The organism is Agrococcus sp. SCSIO52902 (genome assembly GCF_022983135.1).
GTDB lineage: Bacteria > Actinomycetota > Actinomycetes > Actinomycetales > Microbacteriaceae > Agrococcus > Agrococcus sediminis.
The window spans coordinates 2610973-2629685 of record NZ_CP095269.1 but is presented as its reverse complement, the minus strand read 5'-3'; the positions used below and the strand labels follow the sequence as shown (position 1 = coordinate 2629685).

General features: G+C 73.7%; 11 protein-coding genes and 1 pseudogene. 5 read left to right on the top strand and 7 right to left on the bottom strand.

Annotated elements, in window-relative coordinates:
• Positions 1-956: 956 nt before the first annotated feature.
• The 6 genes from MU522_RS12920 to MU522_RS12895 form a co-directional block, all read right to left on the bottom strand.
• Positions 957-2120, bottom strand: coding sequence for a glycosyltransferase (locus MU522_RS12920; protein ID WP_246993565.1), 1164 nt, complete (start codon positions 2118-2120; stop codon positions 957-959).
• A gap of 2 nt (positions 2121-2122) precedes the next feature.
• Positions 2123-3457 (bottom strand): polysaccharide biosynthesis tyrosine autokinase, encoded by a 1335-nt coding sequence (locus tag MU522_RS12915; RefSeq protein ID WP_246991565.1) that lies wholly within the window; start codon positions 3455-3457, stop codon positions 2123-2125.
• A 20-nt stretch (positions 3458-3477) separates the two neighbouring features.
• Positions 3478-4629: a glycosyltransferase gene (locus tag MU522_RS12910; protein ID WP_246991564.1), complete on the bottom strand. Its 1152-nt coding sequence runs from the start codon at positions 4627-4629 to the stop codon at positions 3478-3480.
• Between the two features lie 11 nt (positions 4630-4640).
• Entirely contained in the window at positions 4641-6173 is a 1533-nt protein-coding gene (locus MU522_RS12905; RefSeq protein WP_246991563.1) for a sugar transferase, read from the bottom strand.
• A 136-nt stretch (positions 6174-6309) separates the two neighbouring features.
• Positions 6310-10161, bottom strand: coding sequence for a multifunctional oxoglutarate decarboxylase/oxoglutarate dehydrogenase thiamine pyrophosphate-binding subunit/dihydrolipoyllysine-residue succinyltransferase subunit (locus MU522_RS12900; protein WP_246991562.1), 3852 nt, complete (start codon positions 10159-10161; stop codon positions 6310-6312).
• Between the two features lie 93 nt (positions 10162-10254).
• On the bottom strand, positions 10255-10761 hold the full coding sequence (locus MU522_RS12895; RefSeq protein ID WP_146356828.1) for an HNH endonuclease: 507 nt from the start codon (positions 10759-10761) through the stop codon (positions 10255-10257).
• A 90-nt stretch (positions 10762-10851) separates the two neighbouring features.
• Between MU522_RS12895 and MU522_RS12890 the strand changes: the two genes are divergently transcribed.
• The 5 genes and pseudogenes from MU522_RS12890 to MU522_RS12870 form a co-directional block, all read left to right on the top strand.
• Positions 10852-12429 (top strand): bifunctional 3'-5' exonuclease/DNA polymerase, encoded by a 1578-nt coding sequence (locus MU522_RS12890; RefSeq protein WP_246991561.1) that lies wholly within the window; start codon positions 10852-10854, stop codon positions 12427-12429.
• Between the two features lie 18 nt (positions 12430-12447).
• Positions 12448-13890, top strand: coding sequence for a GuaB1 family IMP dehydrogenase-related protein (locus MU522_RS12885; RefSeq protein ID WP_246991560.1), 1443 nt, complete (start codon positions 12448-12450; stop codon positions 13888-13890).
• A 63-nt stretch (positions 13891-13953) separates the two neighbouring features.
• Complete coding sequence (locus MU522_RS12880; protein WP_246991559.1) at positions 13954-15267, top strand: hemolysin family protein; 1314 nt, start codon at positions 13954-13956, stop codon at positions 15265-15267.
• The gene (locus tag MU522_RS12875; RefSeq protein WP_128189667.1) at positions 15264-16307 is read left to right on the top strand and encodes a hemolysin family protein; all 1044 of its coding nucleotides are present in this window, start codon (positions 15264-15266) and stop codon (positions 16305-16307) included. Before MU522_RS12880 ends, MU522_RS12875 begins: the two co-directional genes overlap by 4 nt.
• Positions 16308-16345: 38 nt before the next feature.
• Positions 16346-17185 (top strand): annotated as a pseudogene (locus MU522_RS12870) (glycosyltransferase 87 family protein); the annotation flags it as partial.
• Between the two features lie 294 nt (positions 17186-17479).
• Here MU522_RS12870 and MU522_RS12865 read toward each other — a convergent pair.
• Entirely contained in the window at positions 17480-18706 is a 1227-nt protein-coding gene (locus MU522_RS12865) for a homoserine O-acetyltransferase (protein WP_246991557.1), read from the bottom strand.
• Between the last annotated feature and the right edge of the window lie 7 nt (positions 18707-18713).

Here is an 18713-nt window from a genome sequence, read left to right as displayed (position 1 = left end):
GCTCGCCGCCCTCAGCGGGGCGATCATCACCGAAGCGCGCTCCGGGACCGTGGCCGTGAGCGACGCGCTCCGGACCGTCCAGACCGTGCGCGTGCTGGCGCTGCCGCTCGTGCTCGCCAGCCTGCTCTGGGCGCGGTCGGTGCTCGGGCTGCAGCGGCTGGTGCTCGTCTTCGGGCTGGGCAGCCTCGCGTCGCTCGCGGTGACGGGGGTGAACCTCGACAACGTCTGGAAGTTCTCGTTCTCGGTGCCGGTGACGCTGATCGTCCTCAGCCTGCCATGGGTGTGGGCGAGTACGGGCCGGCAGCTCCTGAGCCTGGGCGCGCTGGCCGCCGTCTCCGCCCTCGCCGACTCGCGATCGCTCGCGGCGATGCTCGTCATCGCGGCCGCCATCGTCCTGCTCGAGCGGCGCGGACGGGGCGGAGTGCTCCGGGTGCGGAGCGCGTGGGGCGCGATCGCGCGGCTCGGCGTCATCGCCATCGCGGGCTACTTCGCCGTGCAGGCCGCGATCCTCGAGGGGGTGCTGGGCGATGCGGCGCGCGCTCGCACCGAGCTGCAGATCGACCGATCCGGCACCGCGATCGTGGGAGGGCGCCCCGAGATGGGCGCCGCCGCGTCGCTCATCGCCGAACGGCCGCTCGGCTACGGCTCGGGAGCCCTCGTGACCTACGACGAGCGTCGCCTGGGCGCGGAGGGCATGTGGGCGCTCGGCTACGACCCGGACAACGGCTACGTGCACAACTACATGTTCGGCAACGGGCTCGAGGTGCATTCCGTGCTCGGCGACCTCTGGCTGATCTACGGCCTCGCCGGCGCGGCACTGGCGCTGTGCGTGCTGCTCGCGGTCGTGGCCTCGGCTGGCCACGCGATCGCGAGCGGCGCGATCTCGGCGGTCGCGCTGTTCCTGGCGATCAGGAGCGTGTGGGACGTGGCCTTCAGCCCGTTCGCAAGCGCGATGGTCACGCTCCCGCTCGCCCTCGCGGTGCTGCTGCCTGCGCTGCCGCGCGCAGTGCCTCGGAGACCGTCGCACGGTAGGCGGCAGGCGCATGGCGTCGCTGGGCCTGGGCCGCGCTCGCCGCGACGCCGCTGACGACCTCGTCCCAGCGCTCGACGATCCCCGCGAGCGCGTCCGCGAGGGCCCTGGCGTCGCCAGGCGGCACGAGCGTCGCGGTCGGGTAGCCGCCGGCCGCCTCGCGCAGGCCGCTCGTGTCGCTCGCGACCACCGGGCGCAGCGCGAGGATCCCCTCGACCGCGGTGTTGCCGAACGGCTCGTCGATGGTGCTCGGCACGACGAGCACGTCGCAGGCGTCGACGAACGCCCAGACGTCATCGTGGAACCCGTGGAACGCGACGGCGTCGCCGAGCCCCGCCTCGCGCACGGAGGCGCGCAGCTCGTCCTCGAACCACTCGTAGCCGGCGAAGGGCGAGCCGAGCAGTCCCACGTGCGCGGCGACGCCGCGCTCGCGCAGGAGCCGTGCGGCGGCGACGAGCACCTGCGGCCCCTTGCGCGGCGAGAGCCGGCCGAGGTAGAGCACGCGCAGCGGGCCGTCGAGGCGGGCGCGCGGGGGAGCGGGGTCGGCCGGGGCGGCGACGCCGTTCGCGACGACGACGGCCCTGCGGGCGAGCGCGGGCAGGCTCGCGGCGATCGTCCGCAGGCTGAACGCGCTGTTCGCGAGCACGCGGCGCGACAGCAGGTGCGGCGCGTAGAGCAGCGCGTTCACCAGCCGCGAGCCCGACGCCTCCGCCTCGTGCACGTGGCTGATCGAGGGCACGCCCCGCAGGCGGGCGACCACGGGCCAGAGGGGGATCGTGATGGTGTTGACGTACACGGCGTCCGGCCGAGCGCGAGCGACGATCCGCCATGCCGCCGCGGTGCCGCGGAGGGTCGAGCGCACGAGCGCCGGCCATCCGCTCGGCCGCAGCAGCGCCTTCCGCAGCACGAGCGAGGGCGCGATCACGATCGTCGCCCCCGCCCCGCGGAGCGCATCGACGAGCGGGCCGTGCTCGGGGAGCGCGACCACGCACCGCCAGCCCTGCTCGCGGGCGGCGACGACGCTCTCGAGCAGCATCCGGTCGGAGCCGAACAGCTCGGCCCCCGGATGCGCGAACAGGCAGGTGGGCATGCTCACGACGTGCTGTCGTACGGGCTCCGCGAGAGCGTGACGGCGTTCAGGACCACGCCGAGCACCGTCGCCGGTGTCGCGTCGAGCGCCGCGATCGCGCGCAGCAGGGTCGCGCGCTTGGTGCGGTCGGCGCGCGCGACGAGGATGGAGGCGTCCGCGGCGGGCGCGAGCCAGAGCGCGTCGCTCACCGCGAGCACGGGCGGCGCGTCGATGATCACGTACTCGTAGGCGGCGCGCGCCTGCTCGATGACGCCGCGCAGCCTGCCGCTCGTGAACAGCTGCCCGGGGTTCGGCGGCTTCGGACCGCTCGGCAGCACCGAGAGCCGGGCGTGGCCCCACTGCTGCGCGGCCTCGGCGAGCGTCGCGTCGCCGACGAGCACGGTCGTCAGTCCCACCGCGCCCTCGACGCCGGTCGTCTCGGCGAGCGTCGGCCGCCGCAGGTCGGCCTCGACCAGCAGCACCCGGTGCCCGACATCCGCGAGCGTGAGCGCGAGGCCGACGCTCAGCGACGACTTGCCCTCGCCTGCGGCGGCGCTCGAGACGAGCAGCACCCGCCGCGACTGATCCATGTCGACGAACTTCAGGGCGGCGGTCGTGTGCCGGAGCGTCTCGGCGACGCGCCCTCCGGGATGGTCGCGCAGCGACGCGGCGACGCCGCCCGCGCCGGCGCGGCCGACGGTGCCGAGCACCGGCGTCTCGCCCAGCACCTCCTGGAGCTCCTCGACCGTGCCCATCCGGCTGCCGAACAGGCGCAGCCCGAGCGCGGCGAGCACGCCGAGCACGAGGCCCGCGCCGCCGCCGAGCACGGTGTTGAGCCGCGTGTTGGGCGCGATCGCGGCGAGCGGCGTGCGCGCGGGGGCGATCACCGACACGCGCACGGCGGGCTCGCCGTCCGCGCCCTCCGGCGAGGTCGCGGCGACGGCGTCCGCGAACTCGACGGCGATCGCGTCGGCGACGTCCCTCGCGCGCTCGCCCGACGCATCCGTCACCCCGATCTCGATCACGACGGTGTTGAGCGGTGCGTCGACGTCGGTGCGGGCGGCGAGCCGCGCGGCGGTCTCGTCGAGCCCCATCTGCTCGATGACGGGCTCGAGCACCACGGGGGAGCGCGCGAGCACGGTGTACGTCTCCACGAGGCTCTGCACGTAGTTCGAGCCCTGCACGAGCTCGGTCGTCGAGTCGCCGCGCGCCGGGATGATCATGACGGTCGTCTCGGCGCGGAAGCGCTCAGGCATGAGCTGCGAAGCGCCCCACCCGGCCCCGGCTCCGAGCGCCGCGAGCAGCACGATCACCAGCCAGTGCTTCCGCAGCGCTGCGGCGTACTCGTGGAGCGTCAACGCGACCCCCTCTCAGAGCCTCACCTCGCATTCTGCACCGTCCTCCTGGCTGTCCGGCCCAAGCCGTGCATCGACGCGCCCGTCGCGAGCTCCTCGGCCAGGCGCTCGTACTCGTCGGCGACGTCCTCCCAGCGGAAGGCGCGAGCCGCGCGGTCGCGGGCGCGGAGGCCCCGCGCGATGACGAGCGGCTCGTCGGCCTCCGCGCGCGCGAGCGCCGCGGCCAGCTGCTCGGCGTCGCGGAAGGTCCACGCATCGTCGGCGAGCACCTCGCGGTTGAAGTCGACGTCGAAGGCGATCGTGGCGGTGCCGGCGCCCATGGCGCGCAGCAGCGACGGGTTCGTGCCGCCGACCGAGTGCCCGTGCACGTAGGTGTAGGCGTGGGCGTAGAGCGCGTCGAGCAGCTCCTGGTCCCAGACGCCGCCGAGGAGCCGGATGCGGTCGTCGCCGGCGGCCGCGTCGCGCACCGCGCGCGTGTAGTCGGCGCTGTAGGGCGCGGATCCCACGACCGCGAGCGGCAGCCGCGCGCTGCTGCGCCGGTAGCCCTCGACGATCTCGAGCACGTGGTTCTCGGGCTCGAAGCGCGCGACGGCGAGGTGGAAGCGCTCGGCATCGAGCCCCAGTGCCCGCAGCGGCGCCGTCGAGCAGCGGTGCAGCACGGGCGCGCCGTAGCGGATGAGCTCGGTCGGCACCCGGAACTCGCGGAGGTAGTAGTCGGCGATGCCCGGTGCGTCGGCGATGAGCGCGTCGGCGGTGCGCACCGAGCGGGCCTCGGCCCAGCGGTAGTAGGCGCGGCCGGCGCCGCCCCACTTCGCGCGCCGCCACTCGAGCCCGTCGACGTGCACCGCGACGGGGATGCCGCGGGCGCGCAGGAGCGAGACGTACGGCGCGTTCGCGGCGTTGAAGACGAACGCGGCGTCGGGCGGCGGGCCGGCGATCGCGTGCAGCGTCGCGATCCCCGTGCGGCTGAGGGTCTCGAGCTGCTTCACCGGCAGCGACGGCACGTGCACGAGGCGCATGCCGAGGTGCTCGTCAAGGCGCGGATGCGCGCGGTCGCCGTAGACGGTGACTTCGTGCCCGCGCCCGGCCAGCCGCGAGCCGATCTCCTCGACGGCCGTCTCGAAGCCCCCGTAGGCGGCGGGGACGCCCCGGGTGCCGAGCATCGCGATGCGCATCGGGGGCCGCCTCAGTACGCGCCGGCCGGGCGCATCATCACCCGGGCGGTCTTGACCATGATCATGAGGTCCTGCATGACCGACCAGTTCTCGACGTAGCGCAGGTCGAGCCGCACGCTCTCGTCCCACGAGAGGTCGCTGCGCCCGCTAATCTGCCAGAGGCCGGTGATGCCGGGCTTGAGGTACAGCCGGCGCATGACGGTGCCGTCGTAGGCGGTGACCTCGCCGGGCAGCGGCGGCCGCGGCCCGACGACGCTCATGTCGCCCTTCAGCGCGTTCCAGAACTGCGGCAGCTCGTCGAGGGAGTACTTGCGCAGCACGGCGCCCACACGCGTGACGCGAGGGTCGCTGCGCAGCTTGAACAGCGGGCCGGCACCCTCGTTCTGCGCTCGCAGGGCCTCGAGCTGCTGCTCGGCGTCGACGTGCATGGTGCGGAACTTCAGCATGCCGAACGTGCGGCCGTCGCGGCCCACCCGCTGCTGGCGGAACAGCACCGGGCCGGGGGAGTCGAGCCGGATGGCGATGGCGATCGGCACCGCGAGCACCGCGATCACGAGCAGCGCGCACGTCGCCACGACGATGTCGAGCGCGCGCTTCAGCACGTGGCGGCCGCCGTCGAACGTGGGGATGCGCACCTGGATGAGCGGCAGGCCGTCGACAGGCCGGAACGAGATCCGGGGGCCTGCGACATCGGTGAGCCTGCTGAAGAGCACGAGCTCGGCGCAGGTGCCCTCGAGCTGCCTGCTGACGCGCGTCAGGTACTCGGGATCGGCGTCCGGCTTCGCCGCGAGGATGACGGTGTCGGCGCCCATGCGCTCGGCGCTCTCGGCGAGCGAGGCCTTCGAGGTGAGCACCGGCACCGGCCGGCCGTCGAGCTCGAGCGGATCGCCCGGATCGCCCGTGACCGCGGCGCCCACCACCCGGTAGGCCAGGTCGCGGATGCCTCCGAGCCGCTCGAGCACGTAGGAGACCTCGTCGCGGTCGCCGATGATGATGGTGCGCGATGCCCACTCGCCCTCGCGGCGCCGGGCGAGCAGCCAGCGGCGCCACTGCCAGCGGCTGATGAGCAGGGCGACGAGGCCGGCCGGCAGCGCCAGCAGCAGCTGCAGCCGCAGCTCCGGCCAAGCGACGACGAGCGCGGGGGCGGCGAGCACGGCGAAGGCGATCCCCGTCGCGTGCGCGACGCGCCGGTACTCGGTCGCGCCGCCGCCGAGGATCGCGGAGTCGCGGGAGTGGAAGGCGGCGAGCGCGATGAGCCAGGCGGCCACGGTCACGAGCGGCGCCGCGACGGCCGGCTCCACGGTGGCGGCGACCTCGATCGCGGCGGTGTCGAGGCCGCCGAGCGCGACGAGCAGGGTCGCGGCGAGCACGATCGCAGTGTCGGCGACGACGAGGCGGGTGCGGCTGCGCCGCTCCCACTGCAGCCGGCGGGTCAGGGTCCGGGTCGCACGGGGCGACTGCGCCCCGGGGAGCGTGATCCCGACCGCTCGCGCGCGGGCTCCGAGCGGAGCGGCCGCTCCCTGCACCTGCACCACCTGCACCACCCGTTCGATTGCGATAACAGCGTTCTAGAACACAGTATGCAGAGCGTGGAGACGGCGGCAAGCGACGATCCCCGCATGAGCGGACTCATGCGGGGATCGTCAGGCGGCGCTGAGGCGTTGCTCAGCCGAAGGATGCTCAGCCGAGCGAGGACTCCAGGATCGCCTGCAGCTCCTGCGACGAGCGCTTCGCCGAGCCCGTGGCGGGGCTCGCGGATGCGGCGCGGCCGACCACCTTGAGCGTGCGGCCGTGCAGGTGGCGGGGGAGCGCGAGGTGCACGAACGGCCATGCGCCCTGGTTGAGCGGCTCCTCCTGCACCCAGACGAGCTGCGCGTTCGGGTAGCGGTCGACGGCGGCGTTGATCTCGTCCACCGGCAGCGGGTAGAGCTGCTCGACCCGCACGAGCGCGATGTCGCTGCGGCCGCGCTTGGCGAGCTCGGCCTTCAGGTCGTAGTGGATCTTGCCCGAGTGCAGCAGCACGCGCGTGACAGCGCCCGCGTCCTGCACCTGCTGGTCGTCGATCACCGGCTGGAAGCGGCCGCTCGTGAAGTCCTCGACCGCGCTCGTCGCGTCGCGCAGGCGCAGCATGGCCTTCGGCGTGAAGACCACGAGCGGGCGGCGCGGACGCGCGTACGCCTGGCGGCGCAGCAGGTGGAAGTGGTTCGCGGGCGTCGACGGCCGGGCGATCGTCATGTTGTTCTCGGCCGACAGCTGCAGGAACCGCTCGATGCGGGCCGAGGAGTGGTCGGGGCCGGCGCCCTCGTAGCCGTGCGGCAGCAGCAGCACGAGCGACGACTGCTGGTTCCACTTCTGCTCGGCCGAGGCGAGGAACTCGTCGATCACGATCTGCGCGCCGTTGGCGAAGTCGCCGAACTGCGCCTCCCACAGCACGAGCGCATCGGGCCGCTCGACCGAGTAGCCGTACTCGAACGCCATCGCCGCGTACTCGCTCAGCAGCGAGTCGTAGATCGACAGGCGCCCCTGCTGCTCGCCGAGGTTCGCGAGCGGCAGCCACTCCTGGCCGTTGTGCCGGTCGTGCATGACCGCGTGCCGCTGCACGAAGGTGCCGCGACGCGTGTCCTGGCCCGACATGCGCACCGGCGTGCCCTCGAGCAGCAGCGAGCCGAGCGCGAGCAGCTCGCCGAACGCCCAGTCGACGCCGCCCTCGCGGCTCGCCTTGACGCGCTTGTCGAGCACCTGCTTGACCTTCGGGTGCACCGTGAACGACTCGGGCGCGTTGCCGTGCGCGTCGCCGATGGCGGCGATGACGGATGCGTCGACACCGGTCGACTCCGGCTCGCCCGCGACCGTCTGGTCGGCGTGCGGCGTGACGATGGGCATCGAGCCGGTGGCGGCGGCGTGCGTCTCCATGAACGCCTGCTCGAGCTTGCTCTGGAAGTCGGCCTGCGCCGCCTCGTACTCGTCCTTCGTGATGTCGCCGCGGCCGACGAGGTTCTCGGCGTAGAGCGTGCGCACCGAGCGCTTGGCCTCGATGAGCGAGTACATGAGCGGCTGCGTCATCGTGGGGTCGTCGCCCTCGTTGTGCCCGCGGCGGCGGTAGCAGATGAGGTCGACGACGATGTCGCGCTTGAACTCCTGGCGGTACTGGAACGCGAGCTCGGCGACCCGCACGACGGCCTCGGGGTCGTCGCCGTTCACGTGCAGCACGGGCGCGTGGATCGACTTCGCGATGTCGGTCGCGTAGGTCGAGGAGCGCGACTCGCTCGGCGGGGTCGTGAAGCCGAGCTGGTTGTTGACGACGAGGTGGATGGTGCCGCCGGTCTGGTAGGCGCGCAGCTGCGACAGCTGGTGCGTCTCGAAGACCACGCCCTGGCCGGCGTTCGCCGCATCGCCGTGCACGAGGATCGGCAGCACCGAGTGCTCGCCGTCGCCGATGCGGTCCTGCTTGGCGCGGACGATGCCCTCGAGCACGCCGTTGACGGCCTCGAGGTGCGAGGGGTTGGCGGCGAGGTAGACGGGCACGGTCGAGCCGTCGGCCGCGGTGAACTCGCCCTGGTTGCCCAGGTGGTACTTCACGTCGCCGGAGCCCTGGAACACGGCGGCGCCCTCGAACTCCTGGAACACCTGCCCGTAGGTCTTGCCCGCGATCGAGGTGAGCACGTTGAGGCGGCCGCGGTGCGGCATGCCGATCGCGACCTCCTCGAGGCCCGCCTCGGCGCTGCCGGCGAGGACGGCGTCGAGGAACGCGATCATCGACTCGGCGCCCTCGAGCGAGAAGCGCTTCTGGCCGACGTACTTCGTCTGCAGGAACGTCTCGAACGCCTCGGCCTCGTTGAGCTTGCGCAGGATGCGCATCTGCTCGTCGTGCGTGGGCTTGACGTACGGCACCTCGAGGTGGCTCTGGAACCACTGGCGCTGCGCCGGGTCGGCGATGTGCATGTACTCGATGCCGATGGTGCGGCAGTAGGTGTCGCGCAGCACGCCGAGGATGTCGCGCAGCAGCGCCGAGCGCTTGCCGCCGAAGCCGCCGGTGACGAACTCGCGGTCGAGGTCCCAGAACGAGAGGCCGTGCTGCTCGATCTCGAGGTCGGGGTGGGTGCGCTGCACGTACTCGAGCGGGTCGATGTCGGCCATGAGGTGGCCGCGCACGCGGAACGAGTTGATGAGCTGCGCGACGCGCGTCTGCTTCGAGAGCTCGTCGGCGGCGCGCACGGAGACGTCGGTCGACCACTTGATCGGCTCGTAGGGGATGCGCAGGTCGGCGAAGATGCCGCGGTAGAAGTCCTGCTCGCCCACGAGCAGCCCGTGCACGATCTTCAGGAACTCGCCGGAGCCGGCGCCCTGGATCACGCGGTGGTCGTACGTCGAGGTCATCGTGACCGTCTTGCCGATGCCCGCCTCGGCGAGCCGCTCGGGGCTCGAGCCCATGAATTCCGCCGGGTAGTCGAGCGCGCCGACGCCGATGATGGCGCCCTGGCCCTGCATGAGGCGCGGCACCGAGTGCACGGTGCCGATGCCGCCGGGGTTCGTGAGCGAGATGGTGGTGCCGGCGAAGTCGCCGGCCTCGAGCTTGTTGGCCCGCGCCTTCTTGACGAGCGCCTCGTATGCGGCCACGAACTCCGAGAAGTCCATCGTCTCGCAGCTCTTGATGCTCGGCACGAGCAGCGCGCGCGAGCCGTCGGGCTTCGGCATGTCGATCGCGATGCCGAGGTTGATGTGCGGCGGCGCGACCATCGCGGGCTTGCCGTCGATCTCGTCGTAGTAGACGTTCTGGCTCGGGAAGGCCTTGAGCGCCTGCACGAGGGCGTAGCCGATGATGTGCGTGAACGAGACCTTGCCGCCGCGCGTGCGGCGCAGGTGGTTGTTGATGACGATGCGCTGGTCGATCATCAGCTTCGCCGGCACGGTGCGCACGCTCGTCGCGGTCGGCACCGACAGCGACTTGTCCATGTTGGCGGCGAGCGACTTCGGCATGCCGCGGAGGGTCGTGACGACCGGCTCCTCGGTCGGCTTCGCCTCCTTCGCCGCCTGCTTGTCGGTCGCGGTCGGCGCGTCAGCGGGCACCGGCTTCGGGCGGGCCGCCTGCCGGGTCGTGCGGGCCACGATGCCGCCGTCGGCCTTCGCGGGGGCGGGCGTGTCGGCCTGGCCCTCGGTGTTCTCCTGCGGGGCGTCCTGGTTGCGCTGGCCCTCGCCGGAGTCGACGGGCTGGTCGGGGCGCGACTCGGCGCGGACCGGCTTCCGCGGCGGCGCGGGCTGCTTGGGCGGAGCGGGCGTCGCGGCGGGAGCGGCGGGCGCCTCGGTCGCCGGCGCGGGCTTCGGCGGCTCTGCGGTGGCCGTCGCGGTCGCGGCCTTCGGCGCCTCGCTCATGCCGGTGGCGGCACCGCCGCCGTCACGCTGCGCGGCGTACCGCTCGAGGATGGGCCACCACGACTGGGCGACCGACCCCCTGTCCTTCACGAAGAGCTGGTACTGCTCCTCGACGAGCCACTCGTTCGCTCCGAAGTCACTGTCGTCCGCCGGGCTGGACACGGTATCGATCGCCTCTTCCGATGTTCTTCTCGGGCATGCCGCAGGCAGTCCGCGGCGACATCGCCCTCCAGCATAGTCGCGCCGCGGCCGCGCTCAGTGCCGCAGGCCGAGCTCCGCGAGGTCGACGCCGGCGGCCTCGACGGCGAGCAGCATGACCTCGCGTCGCCAGACGACGCGCGGCTCGAAGCGCAGCGGCATGCCGGCCTCGCTCGGCGTGCGGTCGCCCTTCGCGCCGTTGCACGCCACGCACGCCGTGATGGTGTTGAGCCACGTCGATGCGCCGCCGCGCGAGGCGGGGTGGATGTGGTCGATCGTCGCGCCCGGCCCCTCGCAGTAGGCGCAGCGGCGGCGGTCGCGGTCGAGCACGCCCCGCCTGCTCCACGGCATGCGGTCGTACAGCCGGGTGTGGGGGATCTGCACGTACTCGTTGAAGACCACGACGCGCGGCACGGGCAGCTCGAGGGAGTTCGACCGGATCGTGCCGTCGGCGGCGAGCATGATCTGCGCCCGCTCCTTGACGATGAACGCGACGGCGCGCTGCAGCGAGGCGACCCCGATCGGCTCGAGCGTCGCGTTGAGCACCACCACCTGCGCGGTCATCGCACTGCCTCCAGGGACATGGTGCACCACGCCGGTGAACGGGGGCTATGGGCGCGCGAGCGCGTGGGCGGCTCGGCGTAGCCTCGGGCCATGGATGTCGCGGTCGTGCCGCTGGCGCACGGCGAGCGCATGGCGGTGGCGACGCTCGACGCCGAGCGGGCCGTCGACGTGCGCGTCCACGACGCGCAGCGCATCGCCGACGACGAGCGCCTGACGCGGGCAGGCGTGCGCCTCGTCTGGCAGGACGCGCGCGCGGTCGTGCCGGCGCTGCTCGCGGCCGGGGTGCGCATCGAGCGCGCGCGCGACGTGCGGCTCGTGCACCGCATCCTCGCCGACGCGCGCGGGCTGCCGCTCGAGGAGCGCTGGGCGCGCCCGCTGCGCCGCGACGCCGAGGGCCTCTTCTCGCTCGCGCCCGAGGCCGAGCCGCTCGACGAGCTCGCGCTGCAGCTCGGCGCTCAGGAGCGCGCGATCGGGGCCGACACGGGCCTCGCGATGCTGGCCGGGGCGGAGTCGATGGGGGCGGTGGTCGCGACCGAGCTCGGCCGCGAGGGCCTGCCGTTCGACCGCGCGAGGCACGATGCGCTGCTCGTCGAGGCGCTCGGCGAGCGCGGCGCCGGCGCCGGCGGCAGGCCGCGGCGCATGGAGCAGCTCGCCGGCGAGGTGCGCGCCGCGCTCGGCGAGCCCGGCCTCAACCCCGACTCGCCGCAGGAGGTGCTGCGGGCGCTGCGGCGCGCGGGCCTCGACGCGTCCTCGACGGCGCGATGGGAGCTGCGCGGGCTCGAGCACCCCGTGATCGCGCCGCTGCTGGCGTACAAGCGGCTCGCGCGGCTGCACACGGCCAACGGCTGGGCGTGGGCGCAGCGGTGGGCGCGGGTCGACGAGCGGGGCCGCTGCCGGCTCGCGATCGAGTACGTGCCGGGAGGCGTCGTCACCGGCCGGTGGGCGACGGAGGGCTCGGGGGCGATGCAGATCGCGCGGCAGATCCGCGGCGCGGTCGCGGCGGAGCCCGGCATGCGCCTCGTGGTCGCCGACGCCGCGCAGCTCGAGCCGCGCGCGCTCGCCGCGCTCGCCCGCGACGAGGCGCTCGCGGAGGCGGGGCGCGGTGCCGACCTCTACCAGGGGCTCGTCGACCGGGGCGTGGTCGACAGCCGCCAGCACGGCAAGCTCGGCATGCTGGGCGCCCTCTACGGCGGCACGACTGGCGAGTCGGCGGTGGTGCTGCCGCGCCTCGCCCGCGCCTATCCGAAGGCGCTCGCGGCGGTCGAGCAGGCGGCGCGGGCCGGCGAGCGGCGCGAGCGCGTGCGCACGTGGCTCGGCCGCACGTCGCCGCTGCCGCCGCGCTGGCGCGACGACGAGCGCGGCGCCCGGCAGGCGCGGGCCTGGGGCCGGTTCACGCGCAACTTCGTCGTGCAGGGCACCGCCGCCGAGTGGGCGCTCGCCTGGATGGCCGGCGTGCGCCGCGCGATCCGCGACGTCGAGGGCGCGGCACTCGTGTGCTTCCTGCACGACGAGGTGATCGTGCAGGCCCCGGTCGAGCACGCGGATGCGGTGGCCGAGTCGGTGCGCGAGGCGGCGGCGCTCGCCGGCCGCGTGCTCTTCGGCGACTTCCCGGTCGACTTCCCGGTGCAGACCGCGGTCGTCGACGACTGGGGTCAGGCGAAGGACTGACCGCTCTACCCTGGAGGCATGCGCTTCATCGACGACCTGCCGGAGCACGACCTCACCTACTCCGACGTGTTCCTGGTCCCCAGCCGCAGCGACGTCGGGTCCCGCATGAGCGTCGACCTGTCGCCCGACGACGGCACCGGCACGTCGCTGCCGATCGTCGCCTCGAACATGAGCTCGGTCACCGGCCCGCGCATGGCGGCGACGCTCGCGCGGCGCGGCGGCATGGCGGTGCTCACGCAGGATCCGCCGCTGGAGGAGACGGTCGCGTCGATCGACTGGGTGAAGGCACAGCCGGTGCGGCTCGAGTCGCCGCACCGGGCGAGCGCCGACGACGTCGTGCAGGACGTCCTCGAGCGCGTGCCGGCCATGGCCGGGCACGCGGTGGTCGTCGAGGACGCCGACGGCACGCTGCTCGGCGCGATCCCGGCGGAGCGGCTCGGCTCGGCGCTCGGCGACGCGCGGCTCGGCGACCTGCTGCACTCGCACCTGTCGCACCTGTCGCCCTCGGACGCGGCCGACGGCCGCGCGATGTTCGCCGCGCTCGAGCGCGAGGGCGTCGACGTCGCGCCGGTCGTCGAGGAGGGCAGGGCGATCGGGATCGCCTCGCGCCTCGGCGCCATCCGCTCCGACATCTACCGTCCCGCCCTCGACGCATCCGGCCGCTTGAGCGTCGCCGCCGCGGTCGGCATCAACGGCGACCCGGGAGCGAAGGCGAAGGCGCTCGTCGACGCGGGCGCCGACGTGATCGTCGTCGACACGGCGCACGGCCACCAGGAGGGGATGCTGCGGGCGCTCGAGGCCGTCCGCGCCGCGGTGGGCGACGACGTGCCGGTCGCCGCGGGCAACATCGTCTCGTCCGACGGCGTCCGCGACCTCGTCGCGGCGGGCGCGTCGATCCTGAAGGTGGGCGTCGGGCCGGGCGCCATGTGCACGACGCGCATGATGACGGCCGTCGGCCGGCCGCAGTTCTCGGCGGTGCTCGACACCTCGGCGACGGCCATCGAGCTCGGCGCGCGCGTGTGGGCCGACGGCGGCGTGCGCTACCCGCGCGACGTGGCGCTCGCGCTCGCGGCGGGCGCCTCGAGCGTCATGATCGGCTCGTGGTTCGCCGGCACGATCGAGGCGCCGGGGAGGCTGCAGCGCGACGGGCAGGGCCGCTTGTACAAGGAGTCGTGGGGCATGGCCTCGACGCGCGCGGTGCTCGGGCGCTTCGGGCAGCTCGACGCCTACGAGCTCGCGCGCAAGCGGCTCTTCGCCGAGGGCATCTCGTCGTCGACGATCCTGCTCGACCCGCAGCGGCCGAGCGTCGAGGACCTCGTCGACATGATCACCGCCGGCGTGCGGTCGTCCTTCACGTACGCGGGGGCCGACACGGTGCCCGCGTTCCGCGAGCGGGCGCGCGTCGGGGTGCAGTCGGCGGCCGGCTACGAGGAGGGCAAGGCGCTGCCGGTCTCGTGGTGAGGCCGGGTAGGATGCCCGGGTGAACGACGACAGTCATAGTCCCTCGCCGGACCCGATCCGCTGATGGATGCGATCCTCATCTCCATCGGCGTGGTGCTCACGATCGGGACCGGCCTCTTCGTGGCGAGCGAGTTCGCGCTCGTCAACCTCGACCGCTCCGAGCTCGAGGCGCGCCGCGCCCGCGGCGAGGGCCGGCTCGAGGGCACCATCAAGGCGCTGCGCCAGACCTCGACGCACCTCTCGAGCGCGCAGCTGGGCATCACCCTCACGACGCTGCTCACCGGCTACACGATGGAGCCGGCGATCTCGCGCCAGCTCACGCCCGTGCTGGTCTCGTGGGGGCTCGACGAGGGCTTCGCGAGGCCGCTCGCGAGCGTGATCGCGATGACGGGCGCCACCGTGCTCTCGATGATCGTCGGCGAGCTCGTGCCCAAGAACTTCGCGCTCGCGCGGCCGCTCGGCACGGCGATCGCCGTCACGCCCTTCCAGCGCGCCTTCACCGCGATCTTCAAGCCCGCCGTGCTGGCGCTCAACGGCTCCGCCAACGGCATCCTGCGCTCCATCGGCCTCGAGCCGAAGGAGGAGCTCTCGGGCGCCCGCACCGCTGAGGAGCTCTCGACGCTCGTGCGGCGCAGCGCCATGGAGGGCGCGCTCGACGCCGGGGCGGCCACGCTGCTGTCGCGCACGCTCCGCTTCTCGGAGCTGAGCGCCGGCGACGTCATGACGCCGCGCCCGCGCGTGCAGGCGATCGAGCGCTCCGAGTCGGTGGCCGACCTCGTGGCCCTCGCTCATGCGACCGGGCTGTCGCGGTTCCCCGTCATCGACGGCGACCTCGACGAGGTGCAGGGCATCGCCCACATCAAGCAGGCGATCGCCGTGCCGCGCGATCGCCGCGCCGACGTGCCGGTCGCCGCGATCGCCGAGGAGCCGCACCGCGTGCCGGAGTCGCTGCACCTCGACGCGCTGCTGTCGGACCTCAAGGAGCGCGGCTACCAGATGGCGATCATCGTCGACGAGTACGGCGGCACCGCCGGCATCGCGACCCTCGAGGACCTCATCGAGGAGGTCGTCGGCGAGGTGGCCGACGAGCACGACCGCCACCTCGTCGAGGTCGTGCAGGGCCCCGGATGGGTGACGTTCCCGGGCTCGCTGCGCCCCGACGAGCTGCTCGAGCGCACGCGCGTCGCCGTGCCGCCCGACGGCCCCTACGAGACGATCGGCGGCTTCATCATGGCCGAGCTGGGCTCGCTGCCCGCCGTCGGCGACACGGTCGACGTCGAGGGCGGCAGCCTGCGCGTCGAGCGCGTCGACGGCCGCCGCGTCGACCGCGTGCGGTTCACCGCGAGGCCCACCGCGACCGAGGAGGGGCACCGATGAGCGAGGACTGGCTGGGCATCCTCTGGCTCGTGATCCTGCTGGTCGCGAACGCCTTCTTCGTCGGCGCCGAGTTCGCCGTCATCTCGGCGCGGCGCAGCCAGATCGAGCCGCTCGCCGACCGCGGCAACCGCGCCGCGAAGCTCGCGCTGTGGGCGATGGAGCACGTCTCGCTCATGCTGGCGATGTGCCAGCTCGGCATCACGATCTGCTCGCTGCTCATCCTCAACGTCTCCGAGCCGGCGATCCACCACCTGCTCGAGGGGCCGCTCGCGTTCACGGGCCTCGCGCCCGAGGTCGTGTCGGTCGTGGCGTTCGTGATCGCGCTGCTGCTCGTCACGTACCTGCACGTCGTGCTCGGCGAGATGGTGCCGAAGAACGCCGCGTTCTCGGTGCCCGACCGCGCGGTGCTGCTGCTCGCCCCGCCGCTCGTGCTCATCTCGCGCGTGTTCAAGCCCGTCATCTGGGTGATGAACGCGGTCGCGAACGGCATCCTGCGGCTCTTCCGCGTCGAGCCGGTCGACGAGGCGTCGAGCACCTTCACGATCGACGAGGTCGAGACGATCGTCGAGACCTCGAAGCGCGAGGGGCTGCTGTTCGACCCGACGGGCGCCATCTCGCGCACGTTCGAGTTCACCGAGCGCCGGGTGCGCGACGTGGCGCTGCCGCTCGACGAGATCGTCACGCTGCCCGCGGGCGCGACGCCCGGCGACGTCGAGGCGGCCGTGCGCGAGCGCGGCTTCTCGCGCTACGTCATCTCCGACGCCGAGGGCCACCCGACGGGCTACGTGCACATCAAGGACGTGCTGGGCGCCGACGACGTGCAGGCCGACGAGCCCGTGCCGGCCAAGCGCATCCGCCAGCTCGCCTCGATCTACGAGGAGTCCGACGTCGAGGACGCGCTCGCGATCATGCGCTCGACGGGCGCGCACATCGCGCGGTCGTTCGACGCGGAGGGCGCGACGACCGGCCTGCTGTTCCTCGAGGACATCATCGAGGAGCTCGTCGGCGAGGTCCGCGACGCCACGAGGAGGCTCTTCTGACGCGCGACCGGGCGTGGCTGTGGCTCGCGTTCGGGGGCGTGCACGCGCTCCTCGCGATCCTCTCCATCCCGAGCGTCTCGGACGCCTACGGCGACGTGCTCTACGTCTACCCGTCGTGGGTGGAGCGCGGCGAGCAGGGGGAGTGGCTCGGGGTCGACGTGCCGTGGGTGTACCCGCTGCTGGCGTGGGCGCCGATCCTCGTGGCCGACGTGCTGGGCCCGGATGCGCTGCCGCTCGTGTGGATGCTGATGGTGACGGCCCTCGACGCGGTCGCGCTGCGCATGCTGCTCGACGTGCCGCGCGGGCGCACGATGGCGTGGACGTGGCTCGGGCTGCAGCTCGCGCTCGGGCCCGTCGCGCTCGGCCGCATCGACACGGTCGCTGTCGCGGTCTGCATCATCGGCCTCGCGGTGCTGCGCGGGGGCCGTCCGGGCATCGCGGCGGCGGCGTTCACCGTCGCGGCGTGGATGAAGGTGTGGCCCGGCGTGCTCTACCTCGCGATGCTGATCGCGCGGCGGGAGCGGATGCGCGTGCTCGCCGCGGGCGCGCTCGTGTCGGCGGCGGTGCTGGGCGTCGCGCTCCTGCTGGGGTCGGAGCACCCCCTGTCGTTCCTGACGCAGCAGGAGGACCGCGGGCTGCAGATCGAGGCGATCGCGGCGACCCCGTACATGTGGGCGGCGACGGTCGACGAGGCGCTCGTGTTCTTCGACCGCCAGATCTGGACGTTCCAGGTGGGCGGCGACGGCGTGCGCACGGTCTCGGCGCTCGCGACGCCCGTGCTCGTGGCGGTCGTGGTGCTGCTGTGCGCGGTCGGCGCGATCGCGGTGCGTCGCTCGCACGGGCGCGAGGCGATCGTGTGGCTCGCGGTGGCGATGGTCGCGGCGCTCATCGTCACGAACAAGGTCGGCTCGCCGCAGTTCGTGCTGTGGCTCATCGTGCCCGCGCTGCTGCTCACCGAGGCGGGCGCGCGCCGGCACTGGCGGGGCGTCGGGGCGATCGCGCTCGTCGCGGTGCTCACCCAGGTGCAGTTCCCCTGGACCTACGACTGGCTCGTGGTCGCGCATCCGGCCGCCGTGCTGCTGCTCACGGTGCGGAACCTCGTGCACGTCGGCATCCTCGTCGGCGCGGTGTGGATGCTGCTGCGGGCCGCGCGGCGCGGGCCGTTCGCCGTCTCAGCCGAGGAGCGTCGCGAGCAGGTCGCCCACGCGGCGGGACTCGATGAGGAAGGCGTCGTGGCCGAAGCCGCTCTCGAGCACGACGGGCTCGGGGCCCGAGACGCTCGTCGGGAGCCCGGCCGCGAGCCGCTGCTGATCGGCGACCGGGAAGAGCCGGTCGCTCGTGATGCCGACGACGAGCGCCGGTGAGGTGACGCGCTCGAGCGCAGCCTCGACGCCGCCGCGGCCGCGCCCGACGTCGTGCGTGCTCATCGCGTCGACGAGCCGCACGTAGGAGCCCGCGTCGAAGCGGCGCGTGAAGCGGTTGCCGTGCACGTCGAGGTACGACTCGACCTGGAAGCGGCCGCCGTGGAGCGGGTCGACGCTCGACTGCCACTCGCGCCGGAAGCGCTCGTTGAGCTCGTGCGGCGAGCGGTAGCCGAGCATCGCCATGCGGCGCGCGAGGGCGAGCCCGCGCGCGGGGCCCGCGTGGCCGGGCAGGTCGTAGAAGTCGCCGCCGAGCCAGCCCGGGTCGGTCGTGACGGCCTCGATCTGCAGCGTGTTCTGGGCGATCTGGTCGGCGCTCGTCGCCGCATTGGAGGCGAGCAGCGCCGCGCTGCCGACGCGCTCGGGGTGCTCGATCGCCCACTCGAGCGCGTGCATGCCCCCCATCGAGCCGCCGACGACCGCGTGCCAGCGCTCGATGCCGAGCGCGTCGGCGAGGCGGCGCTGCGCCTCCACCTGGTCGCGGATCGTGACGCGCGGGAAGCGGGAGCCCCACTCGACGCCGTCGTGGTCGAGCGATGCGGGCCCGGTGGAGCCCTGGCAGCCGCCCAGCATGTTCGGGGCGACGACGAAGAACCGGTCGGTGTCGATCGCGAGGCCCGGGCCGACGACGTCCTCCCACCAGCCGGCGGTCGCGTGCCCGGGTCCCGCGGGGCCGCGGACGTGGCTGTCGCCCGTGAGCGCGTGGAGCACGAGCACGGCGTTGCCGCGCCGCTCGTCGAGGCGACCCCACGTCTCGTAGGCGAGCACCGCATCCGCCACCGTGCCGCCCGCCTCGACCGCGAGGTCGCCGATGCGGGCGAAGCGCCGGTCGCCGGGGTCGTCGCCGGGCCGCCAGGCGCCCGTGACGGGCACGGGGCGCGCGTCGGTCGCGGCGGCGTGGGTGGATGCGGGGTCGGCGAGCCGGGCGGCGGGCACCCTGGCGGCGGGCTGGGCGTCGTCGCTCAGCTGCCAGTCCACGGGTGCC